Origin of the sequence: Asanoa ferruginea (assembly GCF_003387075.1) — a bacterium.
Taxonomy (GTDB): Bacteria; Actinomycetota; Actinomycetes; order Mycobacteriales; family Micromonosporaceae; genus Asanoa; species Asanoa ferruginea.
In genome coordinates, this window is record NZ_QUMQ01000001.1 from 1,842,730 (window position 1) to 1,857,671 (window position 14,942).

Genomic DNA, 14,942 nt, shown 5'->3' on the forward strand with positions numbered 1-14,942 from the left:
AAAGGTCGGCCAGCCAACCGCGCCGGGCGCTTCAGAGGTCGGCCAGCCAACCGCGCCTGGCGCCTCAAAGGTCGGCCAGCCAACCGCGCCGGGCGCTTCAGAGGTCGGCCAGCCAACCGCGCCTGGCGCGTCAGAGGCCGGCCAGCCAACCGCGCCGGGCGCCTCAAAGGTCGGCCAGCCAACCGCGCCTGGCGCGTCAGAGGCCGGCCAGCCAACCGCGCCTGGCGCCTCAAAGGTCGGCCAGCCAACCGCGCCGGGCGCGTCAGAGGTCGGCCAGCCAACCGCGCCTGGCGCGTCAGAGGCCGGCCAGCCAACCGCGCCGGGCGCGTCAGACGTCGGCCAACACCCGCGCCTCGCCCATGATCGCGGCGCCGCCGGGCACGTTGTCGTGGTGCGCTAGCCACAGCGCCGCCTCGACCCGGCGGGCCACCGACCACAGCACGATTCGTTCGGCGGCGAGCGAGAGTTCGTCGGCCAACACCTGGACGCGGCGGCGCAGCACCGCTGCCGGGTCGGGATGGGCGAGCGGATCATCGACCTGTTCGAGCAACGGCCACGGGTCGTACCCCGGGTCGCCGATCATCGGTTTGGGGTCTATCGCGACCCAGCCACCGTCGTACGCCGAGAGGATGTTTCCGGGGTTGAAGTCGCCGTGCAGCAACACCGCGCGATCGGCCGACCCGGGGAGTTGCCGCAACAACCCGACGCCCTCGGCAACCAGACCGGGGTCATAGCCCGGGCGGATCCGGGCCATCCGCTCCTCCGCGACGTCCGCCCACTCGGCGGTCACCGAGCCGAGCCGTTCGAGCTCCTCGGCCGGCCGCGCCTGCCAGAGGAGGCGCAACACCGCGCAGCCGGCGCGCAACCGGTCTTCGGGCTCGGCCGTCGAGTCGGCGAGTGGCAGCCCGGGCTCGCACCGCTCGAGCAGAAGCGCGTGCCGAGACGGATCATGAGCCAGCAGGTGTACGGCGCCCCGCCCGTTCCACGAACGCAGTGCCACGGGCTCGCCGTACATCCCGCGGTGTGGCCAGCCGATTTTGACTATCGCCCTGGTGCCGTCGGGCAGTTCGGCCGGCGCGACCCAGCTACAGCTACCGGCGTGTAGCGGCGGCGCCAACCGCAGCCCGAAGGCCGCGCGCACCTGCTCGACGAGCGACGGCAGCTCGGCCAGCCACCGCCGCCCGTCGGGGAGCCGGCTGAGCTGCTGCACCATCGGCAGCGTCGCCGGCACCAGGTCGAAACCGCGCATGGGCCAAAGGTTAGGGCTGATAGTGGCTCACGACGACCCGGCCGTCGAGCACGCGCGAATCGATCAGTTTCAGGTTGTGGCGTTGCCCTGGGTCGGTGAAAAGCTGCCGGCCACCGCCGAGCACGACCGGGTGCACGGCGACGTGGTATTCGTCGATGAGCCCCAACGCGGTCAACGACGCGGCGGCCGCGGCGCCGCCGGTCAACAGCAGATCGCCGCCGGGCCGGTCCTTGAGCGCGGCAACCTCGTCGGCGCCGACCACCTTGCTGGTCCAGTCATCGCCCGGATGGCTGTGCGAGATCACGATCTTCTCCGTCGCCCGCCAGAAGGGCGCGAAGGACGCGACGTGTGGATCGTCCGACATGGACTCAGCGTTCGGCCAGAAGCCCACCATCATCTGCCACACCGCGCGCCCGAACAGCAGGGTGTCGACCCGCTTGTCCAGGCTCTCGGAGTAGGCCGACAGCTCCGGACCCATCACCGTCCAGTCGAACTCGCCGTTGGGTCCGTCGATGAAACCGTCGACCGACGCGTGCACCCAGTAAATGATCTTCCGCATGGCTGGCTCCTCGGGCTCGCTCGTGTTGCGTTCACCCTGAGGTCGGAGCCGACTCGCGCTCTTCGACATGCCGGAGGAACCGTTCGCCAATCTCGGTGACGTCGGTTGCGGTCAGGTCCAGCGCGGGCCCCGAGACGGTGATCTCCGTCATCGCCACACCCGGCACCTCCGTCTCCCGCCAACCAGCGGCGAACCACACCTTCTCCTGCTCGGCGAGGGCCAGCGCAGCGGCGTCGAGCGCCTCGGCCGGGTGCGGCAGCCAGAGCCGGAAGCGTTGGGTGTGCGGCGGTTCCGGGTAGACGCGCGCACCGGGCAGCCCGGCCAGCGCCGCGGCGACGGGCTGCGCGTGCCGCACGTAGTCGGGGACCCGCGGCAACTCGCGGTCGATACCCGCGAGCGCGCTCAGCGCGGCCGGCCACTGCTGGTAGAGCATGCCGCCGTAGCGGTGCCGCCAGACGCGGGCGTAGGCGACGAACTCCGCGGTGCCCGCCAGCGCCGCACCGCTGATGCCGCCGATCGTCTTGTAGAACGAGACATAGATGCTGTCGGCGAGGCCGGCGATCTCGGCCAGGCCGTGCCCGAGGTGCGGCACGGACTCCCAGATCCGGGCGCCGTCGAAATGCACCCGCGCACCGATGCCCCGGGCCGCTTCGGAGACGGCGACGAGCTCGTCCCAGGTCGGCAGGACAAACCCGGCATCCCGGAGCGGGAGTTCGATGACCACGGCGCTGACCGGCTCGGCGAGGGCGGTGATCTCCTCGGCGGTGGGATTGCGCGGCTCGGTCGTGGGCCAAGTGCTGCACAAACCGCTGAGCTGGGCGTACGCGTGCCGCTCGTGCACCTCGAGATGCGTCAGCGGATGCATGGCGACGGTGTGCCGCCCGCTGCGATCGGCGCCGTAGCGCAGGGCCACCTGCTGGGCCATCGTGCCGGTGGGAAAGAAGACCGCGGCCTCGGTGCCGAGCAGGCCGGCCACCCGCTCTTCGAGGGCGGTCACCGGGCCGTCGCCGTAGGCGTCTGGCTGACCATCCAGGTCGCCGCCGGCTTCGAGGTCGGCCAGCCGGTCGCGCATGGTCCGCGGCCGGTCGCCGGACAGGATCTGCTCGCACGCCGCCATCGCGGCAATGCGACGGTGCTTCGTGTTGTCGGCCACCCGCGAATCCTCCCAGGCGTCACCCGCCTGGTCGCGGTCGCGCCGGCTCAGCTACCGAGGTAGAGCTCACCATCGCGCTCGGTCACCGGCTTCCGCCCGAGCGGCAGCACCCGGGTCAGCATGCGGTAAAGGAAGTCCAGACCGGGCACCTTGGCGTAGTTGCCCTGCGGTCCCCGGACCATCCGGCCGGTGCCGACGTCGTAGGCCGAGTGGTGCCAGGGGCAAACCAGGCAACCGTTCTCGTCGATGTTGCCGCCCGCCAGGTCAGCGCCGAGGTGGCGACACTTGCGCGTGACCGCGAAGTAGCGCCCATTGGCATTCCCGACCGCATAGCGGCCCACGCCCACCACCTTGCCCGGTGAGAGGTCGGCGGCGGTGCCCACTCGCTGCGGTGCGCTCATGGTGCCTCCTTCCACAGGCCTGCGAGCCCTGCCTTTCGCTATCCACGCTAGGCCCGGCTTGCCGACCTGGCGGATAGCTTGCCCAAGATCGTGCTTCGGATGTGGCTCGGCCCACACCGGCCCGGGAGCAGCTCCGCCACGGGCGTCTGCTCCGCCCGACAGGCCGCTGACCTGCACTGTTCCGAGCCCGTTGGTGCTCTGGAGCAACCCGGGCGGTTGCCAGGAGGCGACATCCCGGCCTAATCCGGGAACCCCCTCCACGTTTTCTCGCAGGTCAGGTACCCTAAGCCCCGCGGGCTGCTAGCTCAACCGGCAGAGCAGTGGACTTTTAATCCATGGGTTCAGGGTTCGAGTCCCTGGCGGCCCACAATTCGGCATGCTGATGCCGCCTGGCTCATTTCAAGCGATGCTTGAAATGAGCCACGTCAAAGAGAAGCGACCAGTGCCGCGTCTATTGCACGCCGAAGGTCACCAAATCGCGCAACCAGATTCTCGTAACGCGTCAAAAATGACCTGATGTTCGAGCTACTGGTCCGCCCGGTCGGGAAATCTCGCTCGAGAGCACTGTAGCGGTCGGCCGGATTCGCCGACGACAAGGCCGACCAAAGGCGATCCAGGCATTGGTCGACCTTCGCCAGGTTGGCGTTCTCCAGCGGAGGCAGCCCGGCTTGGATAATTCGCGCCTTGGCGCCTTCGTGTGCACCCTTCCAGAGATCCGTCAGCTGCCGAACGTTGGCGTCGGATTCGCTATCCGGATGCCATACGGTCCAGAGCCTTACGATGGCTCCCAGCACTTTCTGCCACTCCCGCGCCGTGCCGGCACCCTCCGCGCCGTGGGCCGTGTCGTATAGCTCGCGAGCCTCGCGCAAGCCGGATTCCAGCCTGTCCGCCAAGCTCTTGCCAATGACCTCGTCGAGGGACGTCGACATTGCGATGAGCGCGTTCCGCAGGTCGCTCAGCGATTCCGCCCTTATGCGCTGGACGGATTGCAGGTAGCGGAGGACCAACATGGCGAAGGGGATGCCGAAACACGCCGCCGTCAAAGACGAGACGAAGTTGATGAAGAATGGCCGGTCAGTCCACCAACCCTGGTCATCCCCGAGAATCCCCAAGATCCAAAGGCCGGACCCGCACACGAGAAGGAGGAGCATTATCCGTTGAATCTGCCGTCCCGCGTCACGCCACGATGCGACGACGCCTGCGCGATTGAAGTGGGCATTCCCGGTCGAGGGCATAAACAATTTTGGCACTAGTCGTCAAGTCTCTGTCGATCAGTGCCGAGTCGTCAGGTGCCGGTCGGAGGCGCGCTCATCGCTGCCGCCAGGAATGTGATCGCCCATTGTCGGGCTGCCACGGAGGACGGGCTGGCCGGGGCGCGCTGGTTGTAGATCTGGACCCGGTCCACGGCGGTCACGGCGAGGATCCCCCGCATCCGGAACCACAGTTCGTCTTCGGAGAGGGCGGGCAGTGCGCGGGCGAGGGCCGCCAGATAGCGATCGCGAACCAGGTCCTCGGCCGGGCCGGTCCAGTCGCGCATTTCCTGGGCCGGGTCGCTGATGATCGTCACGATCAGCCGGGACGTCTGGGCACCGCCCTCATCGCCGGCGGGCATCTCGTCGAACAGCGGCCCCGCGAACGCCTCCACCAGGGCGGCCACCGAAGGATCCGGCGTTCGGGCAAGAAGTTGGTCGAGCCCGGCGGACTGCGCGGCGTTGATGGGCTCGATCACGCGGCGAGCGACCGCGGCGAGCAGCTGCGCCTTCGAGCCGAAGTAGTAGCCGACGGCGGCCAGGTTCGCTCCCGCGAGGTCGGTGACCGCGCGGATCGAGGTGCCACGGAAACCGCGCTCGGCGAAGAGGCGTTCGGCTGCGTCGAGGATCTGGGTGCGGGTGTCGGGGGACGCCACGCGGCGTACTATACAGACGTTTGAATCAAACGTTCGTATGAACCGCGAAGGGGCTGCCGTGAAGCTGCTCGTGTACGGGGCCGGAGTGCTCGGCAGCATCTACGCCGCCCGGCTGCACGAGGCCGGGCACGATGTCTCGCTCCTGGCCCGGGGCGAGCGCCTGGCCGCGCTGCGGCGTGACGGTGTGCGGCTCGCCGAGGGAACCAGCCAGGTGGTCAGGCGGATACCGGTGCCGGTGGTCGAGCGCCCGTCCGGCGGCTACGACCTGATCACCGTCTTCGTCCGCACCCACCAGGTGGACGCGGTGTTGGAGTCGCTCGCTGGGGTCGAGGGCGACGTGCTGTTCCTGCTCAACTGGGCGGCCGGCGCGGAGCCGCTGGGTGCGGTGATCGGCCACGAGCGGGTGTTGCTCGGCTTCGGCACGACCGGCGGCACGATGGACGGCGATGTGGTCCGCTACCGCCCGACCAGCCTGCTCACCCGCCTGGTGTCGATGCCGGTCGGCGAACCCGACGGCCGCACCACCCCGCGAGTCCAACGGATCGTGCGGGCGTTCCGGGCCGCCGGGATCAACGCCAAGGCCGAACCCCGGATGGATGCCTGGCTCAAGACGCACGCCGCGTTCGAGGTGCCGCTCGGGCAGGCGGTGATCGCGGCCGGCGGCCCGACCGCACTGGCCGACGATCCGGGCGCCGTCCGCGACATGGTCCGCCTCATGCGGCAGAACCTGGCCGCCATGCCGACGGCGCCCGTCCCGCGCGGGTTCGTCGCGTTGCGAACGCTGCCCGAAGGGCTGCTCGTGACCGTGCTGCGGCGCTTTCTGCGCAGTCAGACAGCCGCACACAGCGGGCTCAACACCGCTTCTCCCGGGGCGGAGGCCGCCGAACTCGACCGGCTGGCCGAGCAGTTGCGGGCCATGCGAGGGTCCGGCCGGCGATAGCCGACCGCGGTCACCTCGCCCGGCCGAGCAGCAACCAGCCGACCGCGGTCACCTCGCCCGGCCGAGCAGCAACCAGCCGACCGCGGTCACCTCGCCCGGCCGAGCAGTAACCAGCCGATGGCGGCCCACAGCGCGCCGGCGACGAGGTTCCCGCCCTGCTGCGAGAGCACGATCGAGGTCAACCAGATCAGCGGGAGGGCCGCCGCTATCGGTCTGGGTAGGGTGCGTGCGCGATACGTGGCAACGGCGAGCAGGATCGAGCCGATTCCCCAGAGCCCGTTGGCCGGGATCGCCAGCGCCGCGAACCACGGGTAGTCCTCGTTGTGCAGGTTGCTCGCGGTCATGGCGACCGCCAGCGTGCCGGTGCCGACCACGACCGACCATGCCCCGATCCGGCCGAGTCGGCGCTTGGCGGGGGATGCCTCGGCGCCGAGCGCGAGGTAACCGGGAATCCACAGCACCAGCATCACCGCGCACAGGGCGAGGATGACGTGCTCGCCGCGATCGACGAGCGGATCGTCGCTGAACGGCCGCATTGCCTGGATGGCGCCAACGACGCCGGACACCGCAGCGCCGGCCAGGGCGGCCCACGCGGTGATCCGCCGCCGGCCGGCTGGTAGCGGCGTAGTGAGCACGATGGAATCTGTCATGCGGCGACGGTAGGTGCGGGCTGACCGGGCCGGCGTCGCCCGGCGGGCGCTGGGGTCGCGCCGGCGGAATGATCGGCACTACATCTGAAGGCTGATGTCGCGTGACCTGAGGCTGGTTAGTCTGCGGGCGTGGATCCGCTGTCGACGTCACCGCGGGTGCCGCCCCGGATCCGCACCTCCGACGCGTTGCTGACCCTCGCGCTGATGGGTTGGGCGGCGATCGAGGCGCTCGCCGCGCAGGGGCCCGGATCGCTGGGCCAGCGGCTGGTGTTCGCGGTCGCGGTCACCGCGCCCTTGCTGCTTCGGCGCCGGGCCCCCGTGGCCGTCGTGCTGGTGTTGATCGGTGTGCTGGCGGCGCGGATCCTGCTGCTTCCAGGGCTCGAGGAGAGCACTTTCCCGTTCCCGAGTCTGCTGGTCGCCACCTTCTCGGTGGCGCTTTACGAGCGACGCCGGTGGGCCGGTGTGCTGGCGGGCATCGCCATCGCGGCGGCGATGGTGTCGTTGCCGCAGGTCGGCTACTACGACGGCCCGGCCAGCCTCGGCGAGTTGCTGCTCCTCGCCTTCTTCGTCAGCGGCGCGTGGATCGGAGGTTGGCTCGTCCGGCTGCGCCTGCGACAACTGGCCGTGGCCAACGTCGCCGCCGAGCGGGCGGCCTCGCACGCCGACCAGCTGGCCGAGGAGATCGCCCGCACGGCGTTGGAGGCCGAACGCGCGGCCGAGGAGGCGGTCGCCACCGAACGGGCCCGGATCGCACGCGAGATCCATGACGTCGTCGCTCATTCGTTGTCGATCGTGGTCGTCCAGGCCGGCGCCGCGGAGTCCTTGATGGACGGTGACCCGGACCGGGCGCGGGAGCACATCGCGGCGGCACGACGCACGGCACGTGAGGCGCTGACGGAGATGCGGCACGTGCTCGACGTGACGCGGGACGACGAGACCCAGCCGGACCTGGCGCCGCAGCCGACGCTGGAGCGGATCGGCGACCTGGTCGATGACTCGCGCGCGGCGGGGCTGGCGGTGACCCTGTCCGTCGAAGGTCGACGCGGGGCGGTGCCAGCGGGTCTCGACCTCGCCGCGTTCCGGATCGTGCAGGAGGCGTTGACCAATGCCCGGCGCCATGCCGGCCAGACACCGACCACCGTCCGGCTTCGCTACGACGACGAGGGGATCGACATCGAGGTATCCAACGCGATGACCGCCGAGGTCGGTGGCCGCGGCGGCGAGCGCGGTCTGATCGGCATGCGGGAGCGGGCACGGTTGTATGGCGGAAGCCTCGACGCCGGCCGGCATGGCGGCATGTTCACCGTGCGTGCCCGACTCCCCCGCAGTGCCACGTGATAACCGTGTTGGTGGCCGACGACCACGCACTCATCCGGTCCGGCCTCAGCGGAATGCTCGGCGCACAACAGGACATCGAGGTGCTCGGCGCTGTCGAAGACGGCCGGGCAGCGGTGCGGGCGGCCCGCGAACTGCGCCCGGAGGTCGTCGTGATGGACATCCGCATGCCGCGACTCAACGGCATCGAGGCCACCCGAGAGATCCGGCGCGCGCCACAAGGCCCGCGCGTGCTGGTGCTCACCACGTTCGACCTCGACGAATACGTCTACGAGGCGTTGCGTGCAGGCGCGGGCGGGTTCCTGCTCAAGGACGCGCCGCCCGGGCAGTTGGCCGAGGCCGTCCGCACCGTCGCCCGCGGCGACGCTCTGCTCGCGCCTGCGGTGACGCGCCGGCTGATCGGCCGCTTCCTGCGCGTGCCACCACCGGGCCGTGTCGCGGAACAGGTGACGGCATCGCTGACCGAGCGCGAAACCGAGGTGTTGCGCCAGGTCGCCGCCGGGCGCAGCAACGCCGAGATCGCGGCCCGCATGCACATCGCCGAGGCGACGGTGAAGACCCATGTGAGCCGCGTCCTGACCAAACTCGGCCTCCGCGACCGGGTGCAGGCGGTGGTTTTCGCGTATGAGAACGGACTGGTCGCGCCCGGCGACAGTTCACCCAGAGAATCGGCTGAGCAGTAGCGCCAGGCGTCGCTCGTGGGCGTCGCGGGGAAGCCGCCCGCCGCGGGTGAGGGAGACCAGCCCGTGCAGGCCGCTCCACAGCACCTCCGCGAGCAGGTCCTCGTTGTCGTCGCCGGCGACGGGGCGGACCACCTGGCGCAACTCGTCGAACCCGGCCAGCAGAGCCGCCGGCGCCTCGGGTGTGGCAAACGGCAGGTTGACCGTCTGGTTGAACATCGCGTCGTAGAGGGCCGGCCGCTGCTCGGCGAACGCGACATAGGCCGCCGCGACCTTGGCCAGGGCCCGCTGTGGGCTTCGGGTCGAGGTGCGGGCGGCCCGCATCTCCGCGGCGAGGTCGGCGAAGCCCTCCACCGCCACTGCCGCCACGATCGCGTCTTTGCCCTTGAAGTGGCTGTAGAGCACCGGCTGGCTGTATTCGACGCGTTCGGCCAACCGCCGGGTGGTCACCGCTTCCCAGCCCTCGGCCTCGGCCAGTTGCCGGGCCGCCGTGACGATCAAGCGTTCGCGGTCGGCTCGTTCGCGCTCCCGGCGCGCCTGGATCGACATGACCGCAATTCTAGCACCGCTAGCGCGAGTGCCGTCGCTATGTTAGCGTCGACCTTGTTCCTAGCGGTGCTAGATATTGGAGACCTCTCATGCTCAGCCCCATCGCGTACACCCTGGCCATCGTTCTTGATCTGTTCGTCGCCTTTATCGGCGCCCGCTTCCTGCTCCAGCCCGAGGCCGCCGCGACCGGCTATGGCGTGCCGGCCAGGCCCAACGCCTATCTGAGCGTCAAAGGGCTGCGCGACCTGAGCTACGGCATCCTCGGCCTGGCCCTGATCGCCTTCGCCGGGCCCCTAGCGGCCGCCTGGTTCATGCTCGTCGTGGCACTGAACCCGCTCGGCGACACCCTGATCGTGTTGCGCAACGGCGGCACCAAAGCCGTCGCCTTCGGCATCCACTTCGCTACCGCGGTGGTTGTCCTGATCAGTGCCGCGCTCCTGTTCGCCCTGTGACCCTGCCGACGGGCCACCGCGATCAGCACGCCGACGGCAGCGACGCAGAGCCAGGCGAAGACATCGCCGATGCGGGCGTACGGGGTAGCACCGGTGCCGGTCGGCACGTCAGCGATGATGACCGCGCCGGGATCGCGGACGTTGTCGGCCTCGGCCCGCACGTGGCCGGCGGGGTCACTGATGACCGGACGACCGTTGCGACCGGCGCGGGCCACGGACATGCCGGCTTCGACACCGCGGACGAGCGCCATCCGCCCGTGCAGCCAGCCGTCGCCGCCCATGTCCCACGCCGGTGTGAGCAGCACGGCGGCACCGGCGGCGCGGTTGGCCCGGACGAGGGCTGGGAAGTCCAGGTCCTTGCAGATGACCAGCGCGAGCGCGGGCGCACCCGGAACGCCCACCGGTGGGCCCGAACCCGGGGTCAAATGGTCTTCAAGACCAGGAATCAAATGCCTTTTCGTGTACGTCGCCGGCGCGCTGCCGTCCGCCGGGAACGCGACCGCGACGTTGCTGGCCACGCCCTCGTGCCGCGCGGTGGCGCCGACGACCACGTCGACGTGTCGCGTGGTCGCGATCCGGGCCAGCGGGTCGGCGAGCAGCGGCCAGCTCTGCTCATCGGTGTCGAAGGCCTTCTCGGGCAACACCACGACCCGGGCACCGCGGTCGGCCTGCTCACCGATCTGCCGCAGATAGGTGTCGAGTTGCGCGCGGCCCTCGCCGGTGTCGGGCGACAGTTCCGCGTCGGGTGGGCCGCCGAGCACCGCGACCCGGATGCTCGGACCCTGCGGCGAGGCGAGCAGCCTCACCGTCGCGTAGGCCCCCGCCACCGTGAGGATGACCAGGGCCGACGCGGCCACCCGGAGCCGGCCCCGCCGGTCGCCCGGTGCCGCTATCGCCGCGATGGCCGAAGCCGCGCCGGTGACCAGGAAGGTCACGCCCCACACACCGGTGACGGCGGCGACCTGGAGCACGGGCAGCACGCCGGCCTGGGTGTAGCCGAGACTGAGCCAGGCGCCGTGTGGCTGAGCCAACGAGATCAGGTATTCGCCGGCGGTCCAGAGCGCGGGGACGGCGAGTGCCGCGGCCACCGGTCGACCCTGCCTGATCAAGGCCCGGAACAACACCGCGCCGCCCGCCGCCAGCAGTGGGTAGCAGGCCAGCACGCCGACCACGATCGGCGGCGGCATCTCGAGGGTGGTGGCGAAGTAGGCCCAGAGGCCGCTCTGCCCGATCACCCAACTCGCGGCGGCGGCGCCGGCCGCCCAGCCCCATCGGACCCGGGGCGCGATCAGCAGCACCGGCAGCATCGCCAGCCAGGTGAGCGCGGGCAGCGGGTGCAGGCCGGTGCCCAGGTAGGCGAACAGACCCGACAGCGCCGCGGCGCCGAGGGCCAGGGCGGGGCGCCGCTCAGGCACGGATTCCATCGAAGATCCTCCTGACGTTGTCGTGGCAGAGCACCCGGAAGTCGTCGTCGGGCAGCCCGATGCGGCCGCCGTGGTGCAACGCGATGAGGCCGTGTAGCTGCGCGGCCAGGGTCAGGGCCACGCCGACCGGATCGTCGGGCCGCAACGCGCCCTTGGCCATCCCGTCGGTCAGCGCCTCGATCAGCAGGTTGAGGGTCGGCGACCGGCCGTCGGCGAAGTCGCCCGGGTATTGGCGGGCGCCCGGCCGCGGCGCGGTGAACATGTAGTCGTAGAGGCGCGGTCGAGCCAGGGCGAAGTCGAGCAGTAGGTCGGCGGCGGCCAGCAGGTCGTCGCGGGGGTCGGCGCGTCGGCCGCGATCCCGCCATTGGGCGGCGACCTCGTCGAACGCGCTCGCGCAGACCGCCTCGAGCAGCGCGTCACGGTTGGCGAAATGCCAGTAGGGCGCCATCGCGCTGAGCTGACACTCGGCGGCGATGCGCCGCATGCTCACCGCCGCGGCGCCCTCTTCCTCCAGCAGCCGCCGGGTCGCAGCGACGATTCTCTCTTTCGCGTCGGACACCTTTACACCGTAAAGGCGCGCGCTGAGCCCGTCACTGGTGCTAACACCCCATTGAGGACGGGGGTTTACCTGGCGCGTGTCCGGCGTACACGTTGGCCTTGGGATGTCCTCACCCCTGGTCGCCAATCTGTGCGGATGCTCAGATCGGTTCGGTCACGCGCAGCCGTTGGCCTGGTGGTGCTGCTCGGCAGCCTGGTCGCGTGGCCGTCGCCCGCCGACGCCGCGCCGCGCCGGGTGCCCATCAACGGTGCCGGGTCGACGTCGAGCAGCAACCTGATCGACATGTGGCGCCGCGACGTGCTCCCGAACCAGCTTTTCGTCAACTACCAGCCGACGGGGTCGACCGACGGCCGGCGCCAGTTCGCCGAGGGCACCGTTGACTTCGCCGCCTCCCAAGTCCCTTATGGACTGGGCGGCGAGCCCTTGCCGAGCCGGCAGTTCACCTACGTGCCCGCCGTCGGCAGCGGTCTCGCCTTCACCTACAACCTGCGCGCGAACGGGAAGCAGATCTCGAACCTTCGCGTGTCGGGCGACGTCATCGTCAAGATCTTCACCGGCGGCATCAGGCGCTGGGACGACCCGCTGATCGCGGCGGACAATCCGGGGATCACGCTGCCGGCCCGGGACATCGTCTCCGTCGTCCGGCAGGACTCGGCGGGCAACAGCCTGCAACTCACCCGCTGGATGAGCACGCACTATCCGGACCAGTGGCAGGCTTTCTGCCAGGCCAGCGGCGGCACGCCGCCATGCGCGGCCACGGCCGTCTTCCCGACCGCGGGGCACGTCGCGATGCAGGGTGCGACCGGCGTCGCCGGCTACGTCGCGCAGGCCGACGGCACGATCGGTTACGTCGACTACCAATACGCCATCGGGGCGCGGCTCCCGGTCGCCAAGGTGCTCAACCAGGCCGGCTACTACGTCGGGCCCCGGGCCGACGCGGTGGCGGTCGGGCTCACCGGAGACCCTGACGCCGACCGCCGGGCCTACCCGTTCTCCACCTACTCCTTCCTGGTCGTCCCGACGGTGCTCGAGCGCGGGCTGACCGTCGACAAGGGATACACGCTGGCCCAGTTCGCCCAATACGCGGTGTGTGCCGGACAACAGACGGCCGACGTGCTCGGCTACGCCCCGCTCCCGATCAACCTGGCCCGCGAGGCCATGGAACAGATCCGCCGTATCCCCGGTGCGGAAGTCCCGACGGATCCGATCGCCGGCTGCGACAACCCCACGTTCGCGCCGGACGGCACGAACACGTTGCTGGCGAACGCGCCACAACCGCCGGAGTGTGACAACCGGGCCAGCGGGCAGCAGTGCGCCGGCCCCAGCAACGCGATCGCCACGTCGACCGAGCTGACCGTCAGCTCCACCGCGGTCAACCCGGGCGACCGGGTGACCCTGACCGCCACGGTGGGACCGGTCGGCGTGGCGGGCTACGTCCAGTTCCTCCGCGGCCCCGGTGGCGTCCCGATCGGTTCCCCGGTCGAGGTCGTCGGCGGAGTCACCGCGCAACTCACCACGTACACCCTGCCGCCGGGCTCATACGATCTGACCGCCCGCCTGGAGCCGGCCGATCCGACCCGCTACGCGATGTCGACCTCCGCCCCGGTGCGGATCACCGTGGGCGATACGCCCGCGGCGGGCAACACGGTCGCGATCACGGCGGACATCGCGCCGGGCGCTTTCTCGCTCACGACCGCGTCGTCCACGGCCGAGCTCGCCGGCGGCAGCGTCGGTGGATCGGCCACCGGCGCGCTCCCCGAGGTCACCGTGGTCGACCTGCGTGGCACCAACGCCGGCTGGTACGTCACCGCTCAGGTCGGCGACTTCGACAACGAAGGTGTCACCATTCCCGGCGCCCAGCTCGGCTGGACCCCGTCGGCCAGCAAGGTCGGCGGCTCCGGTGCCGTGCTGTCGGGAGGCGCGGTCGTGCCGGGCACGACCTCGGGCGGGCTGGCGGAAGGCGTCACGCTCTGTTCGGGCCCGCCGCAGAGCAGCGCCGGAACTTTCCACTGCGGCGCCGACCTCCGGCTCGACATACCGGACACCACCGCGCCCGGTCTCTACGCCGCCACCCTCACGCTGACCCTGGCCTAACCAGGTCGGGGATCAACGCGGCAACGCGCTCGAGCTGCTCCCGCTGGTCGTGCACGCCCAGCGCACCCAGGCGGATGACGAGGTGGCGCGCCCCGGCGGCGACATATCGGGCCAGTCCCGCCCGGACCTCGCCGGCCGAGCCACCGACCACCGCCTGGATCTTCGCCAACTCCTCCAGCGGCATGCCGTAGGTGCCGCGGGCATAGCGATCCAGGCCCGCGCGGGCCCCCTCGTCGTCGATCAGCACCGAGACGAACAGCGCCGGTGTGATGCCCTCAGCCGCGCGACCGGCGTCGACGGCGGCCTGCTGGACGTCGGCGAGGCCAACGGCATAGTCGGCCGGATCGGGCGGGTAGGGCAGCCACCCGTCGTACAGCCGTCCCGTCCGGGCCAGCGCCGCCGGTGTGGCACCGCCGAGCCAGATCGGCGGCCCGCCGGCACGGTAGGGCTTGAGCGCCGGCGGCAGGTCGGTGAACCGGAGGAGCTCGCCCTCGAACGATCCGGCGCCGCCCCAGAGGGCCCGCCACAGCGCGACCGTCTCGTCCAACCGGGTGAACCGCCGGGCCCACGGCACCTCCGACAGCGTGTAGAACGGCCGCCCGAACCGGCCGGGAAAGCCCGCGCCCACCGCGACCGTGAGCCGGCCACCGGACAGCAGGTCGATCGACGCCAGCGACTGGGCGGCCTGCACCGGCCGGCGCAGGAACGGCAGCAGCGCGCCGGTGCCCAGGGTCACGGTCTCGGTGGCCGGGGCGAGCGCGGCCAACATCGTCAGCGCCTCGATCCGTGGGTTGATCAAGGAGTCGTTGACGAACAGCGACGAGAAGCCCAGCCCCTCGGCGGCCCGGCCGAAGGCGACCAACTCGCGCGGGGCGTCCCACTGGGCGGTTCCGGTCGGAAGCAACACACCGATGTCCATGCCGACGATGCTCGCGGCCGGCCCGACTAACGACAATTCCCTGCGGGGAATGGCCGGGACGCCCTCGGCCGC

Annotated in this window: 15 protein-coding genes, 1 tRNA gene and 1 pseudogene; 6 read left to right on the top strand and 11 right to left on the bottom strand. The window is 70.9% G+C overall.

The annotated features are described in order from the left end of the window. Nucleotides 1-328: 328 nt before the first annotated feature. The 4 genes from DFJ67_RS08940 to DFJ67_RS08955 are packed head-to-tail and all read right to left on the bottom strand — an operon-like array spanning nucleotide 329 to nucleotide 3,362. Nucleotides 329-1,249, bottom strand: coding sequence for an aminoglycoside phosphotransferase family protein (locus tag DFJ67_RS08940; RefSeq protein ID WP_116067451.1), 921 nt, complete (start codon nucleotides 1,247-1,249; stop codon nucleotides 329-331). Nucleotides 1,250-1,259: 10 nt separating this feature from the next. Continuing rightward, nucleotides 1,260-1,808, bottom strand: a complete 549-nt coding sequence (locus DFJ67_RS08945) for a dihydrofolate reductase family protein (protein ID WP_116067452.1) — start codon at nucleotides 1,806-1,808, stop codon at nucleotides 1,260-1,262. Nucleotides 1,809-1,839: 31 nt separating this feature from the next. Next, on the bottom strand, nucleotides 1,840-2,961 hold the full coding sequence (locus DFJ67_RS08950) for a threonine aldolase family protein (protein WP_239097671.1): 1,122 nt from the start codon (nucleotides 2,959-2,961) through the stop codon (nucleotides 1,840-1,842). Between the two features lie 47 nt (nucleotides 2,962-3,008). Continuing rightward, on the bottom strand, nucleotides 3,009-3,362 hold the full coding sequence (locus DFJ67_RS08955; protein ID WP_116067453.1) for a Rieske (2Fe-2S) protein: 354 nt from the start codon (nucleotides 3,360-3,362) through the stop codon (nucleotides 3,009-3,011). Nucleotides 3,363-3,656: 294 nt separating this feature from the next. On the opposite strand from DFJ67_RS08955, the gene DFJ67_RS08960 reads away from it, so the two are divergent. After that, nucleotides 3,657-3,729, top strand: a tRNA-Lys gene (locus tag DFJ67_RS08960). A gap of 58 nt (nucleotides 3,730-3,787) precedes the next feature. Here the strand turns inward: DFJ67_RS08960 and DFJ67_RS08965 are convergent. Further along, entirely contained in the window at nucleotides 3,788-4,513 is a 726-nt protein-coding gene (locus tag DFJ67_RS08965) for a hypothetical protein (protein WP_116067454.1), read from the bottom strand. Nucleotides 4,514-4,647: 134 nt separating this feature from the next. Next, complete coding sequence (locus DFJ67_RS08970) at nucleotides 4,648-5,268, bottom strand: TetR/AcrR family transcriptional regulator (protein WP_116067455.1); 621 nt, start codon at nucleotides 5,266-5,268, stop codon at nucleotides 4,648-4,650. Between the two features lie 58 nt (nucleotides 5,269-5,326). On the opposite strand from DFJ67_RS08970, the gene DFJ67_RS08975 reads away from it, so the two are divergent. Continuing rightward, entirely contained in the window at nucleotides 5,327-6,208 is an 882-nt protein-coding gene (locus tag DFJ67_RS08975) for a ketopantoate reductase family protein (RefSeq protein ID WP_116067456.1), read from the top strand. An 86-nt stretch (nucleotides 6,209-6,294) separates the two neighbouring features. Here DFJ67_RS08975 and DFJ67_RS08980 read toward each other — a convergent pair whose 3' ends face one another. Next, nucleotides 6,295-6,858 (bottom strand): hypothetical protein, encoded by a 564-nt coding sequence (locus DFJ67_RS08980; RefSeq protein ID WP_116067457.1) that lies wholly within the window; start codon nucleotides 6,856-6,858, stop codon nucleotides 6,295-6,297. A gap of 129 nt (nucleotides 6,859-6,987) precedes the next feature. On the opposite strand from DFJ67_RS08980, the gene DFJ67_RS08985 reads away from it, so the two are divergent. Together DFJ67_RS08985 and DFJ67_RS08990 are read left to right on the top strand one after the other, a co-directional pair. Continuing rightward, nucleotides 6,988-8,196: a sensor histidine kinase gene (locus DFJ67_RS08985; protein ID WP_116067458.1), complete on the top strand. Its 1,209-nt coding sequence runs from the start codon at nucleotides 6,988-6,990 to the stop codon at nucleotides 8,194-8,196. Beyond that, the gene (locus DFJ67_RS08990) at nucleotides 8,193-8,876 is read left to right on the top strand and encodes a response regulator (protein WP_116067459.1); all 684 of its coding nucleotides are present in this window, start codon (nucleotides 8,193-8,195) and stop codon (nucleotides 8,874-8,876) included. The genes DFJ67_RS08985 and DFJ67_RS08990 overlap by 4 nt, the downstream gene beginning before the upstream one ends. Here the strand turns inward: DFJ67_RS08990 and DFJ67_RS08995 are convergent. Next, nucleotides 8,850-9,422, bottom strand: coding sequence for a TetR/AcrR family transcriptional regulator (locus DFJ67_RS08995; RefSeq protein WP_116067460.1), 573 nt, complete (start codon nucleotides 9,420-9,422; stop codon nucleotides 8,850-8,852). The genes DFJ67_RS08990 and DFJ67_RS08995 overlap by 27 nt on opposite strands. An 89-nt stretch (nucleotides 9,423-9,511) precedes the next feature. Between DFJ67_RS08995 and DFJ67_RS09000 the strand changes: the two genes are divergently transcribed. Then, complete coding sequence (locus DFJ67_RS09000; RefSeq protein WP_116067461.1) at nucleotides 9,512-9,874, top strand: DUF4267 domain-containing protein; 363 nt, start codon at nucleotides 9,512-9,514, stop codon at nucleotides 9,872-9,874. Nucleotides 9,875-9,987: 113 nt separating this feature from the next. On the opposite strand, the pseudogene DFJ67_RS43730 reads toward DFJ67_RS09000, so the two are convergent. Together DFJ67_RS43730 and DFJ67_RS09010 are read right to left on the bottom strand one after the other, a co-directional pair. Beyond that, nucleotides 9,988-11,298: pseudogene (locus tag DFJ67_RS43730) on the bottom strand (nitrilase-related carbon-nitrogen hydrolase); the annotation flags it as partial. Then, complete coding sequence (locus DFJ67_RS09010; protein ID WP_170215768.1) at nucleotides 11,282-11,857, bottom strand: TetR/AcrR family transcriptional regulator; 576 nt, start codon at nucleotides 11,855-11,857, stop codon at nucleotides 11,282-11,284. The pseudogene DFJ67_RS43730 and the gene DFJ67_RS09010, both read right to left, overlap by 17 nt. 135 nt (nucleotides 11,858-11,992) lie before the next feature. On the opposite strand from DFJ67_RS09010, the gene DFJ67_RS09015 reads away from it, so the two are divergent. Next, complete coding sequence (locus DFJ67_RS09015) at nucleotides 11,993-13,951, top strand: substrate-binding domain-containing protein (protein WP_170215769.1); 1,959 nt, start codon at nucleotides 11,993-11,995, stop codon at nucleotides 13,949-13,951. Here DFJ67_RS09015 and DFJ67_RS09020 read toward each other — a convergent pair. Next, nucleotides 13,932-14,870: an LLM class flavin-dependent oxidoreductase gene (locus tag DFJ67_RS09020; RefSeq protein ID WP_116067465.1), complete on the bottom strand. Its 939-nt coding sequence runs from the start codon at nucleotides 14,868-14,870 to the stop codon at nucleotides 13,932-13,934. The two genes, DFJ67_RS09015 and DFJ67_RS09020, sit on opposite strands and share 20 nt — an antisense overlap. Nucleotides 14,871-14,942 lie beyond the last annotated feature (72 nt).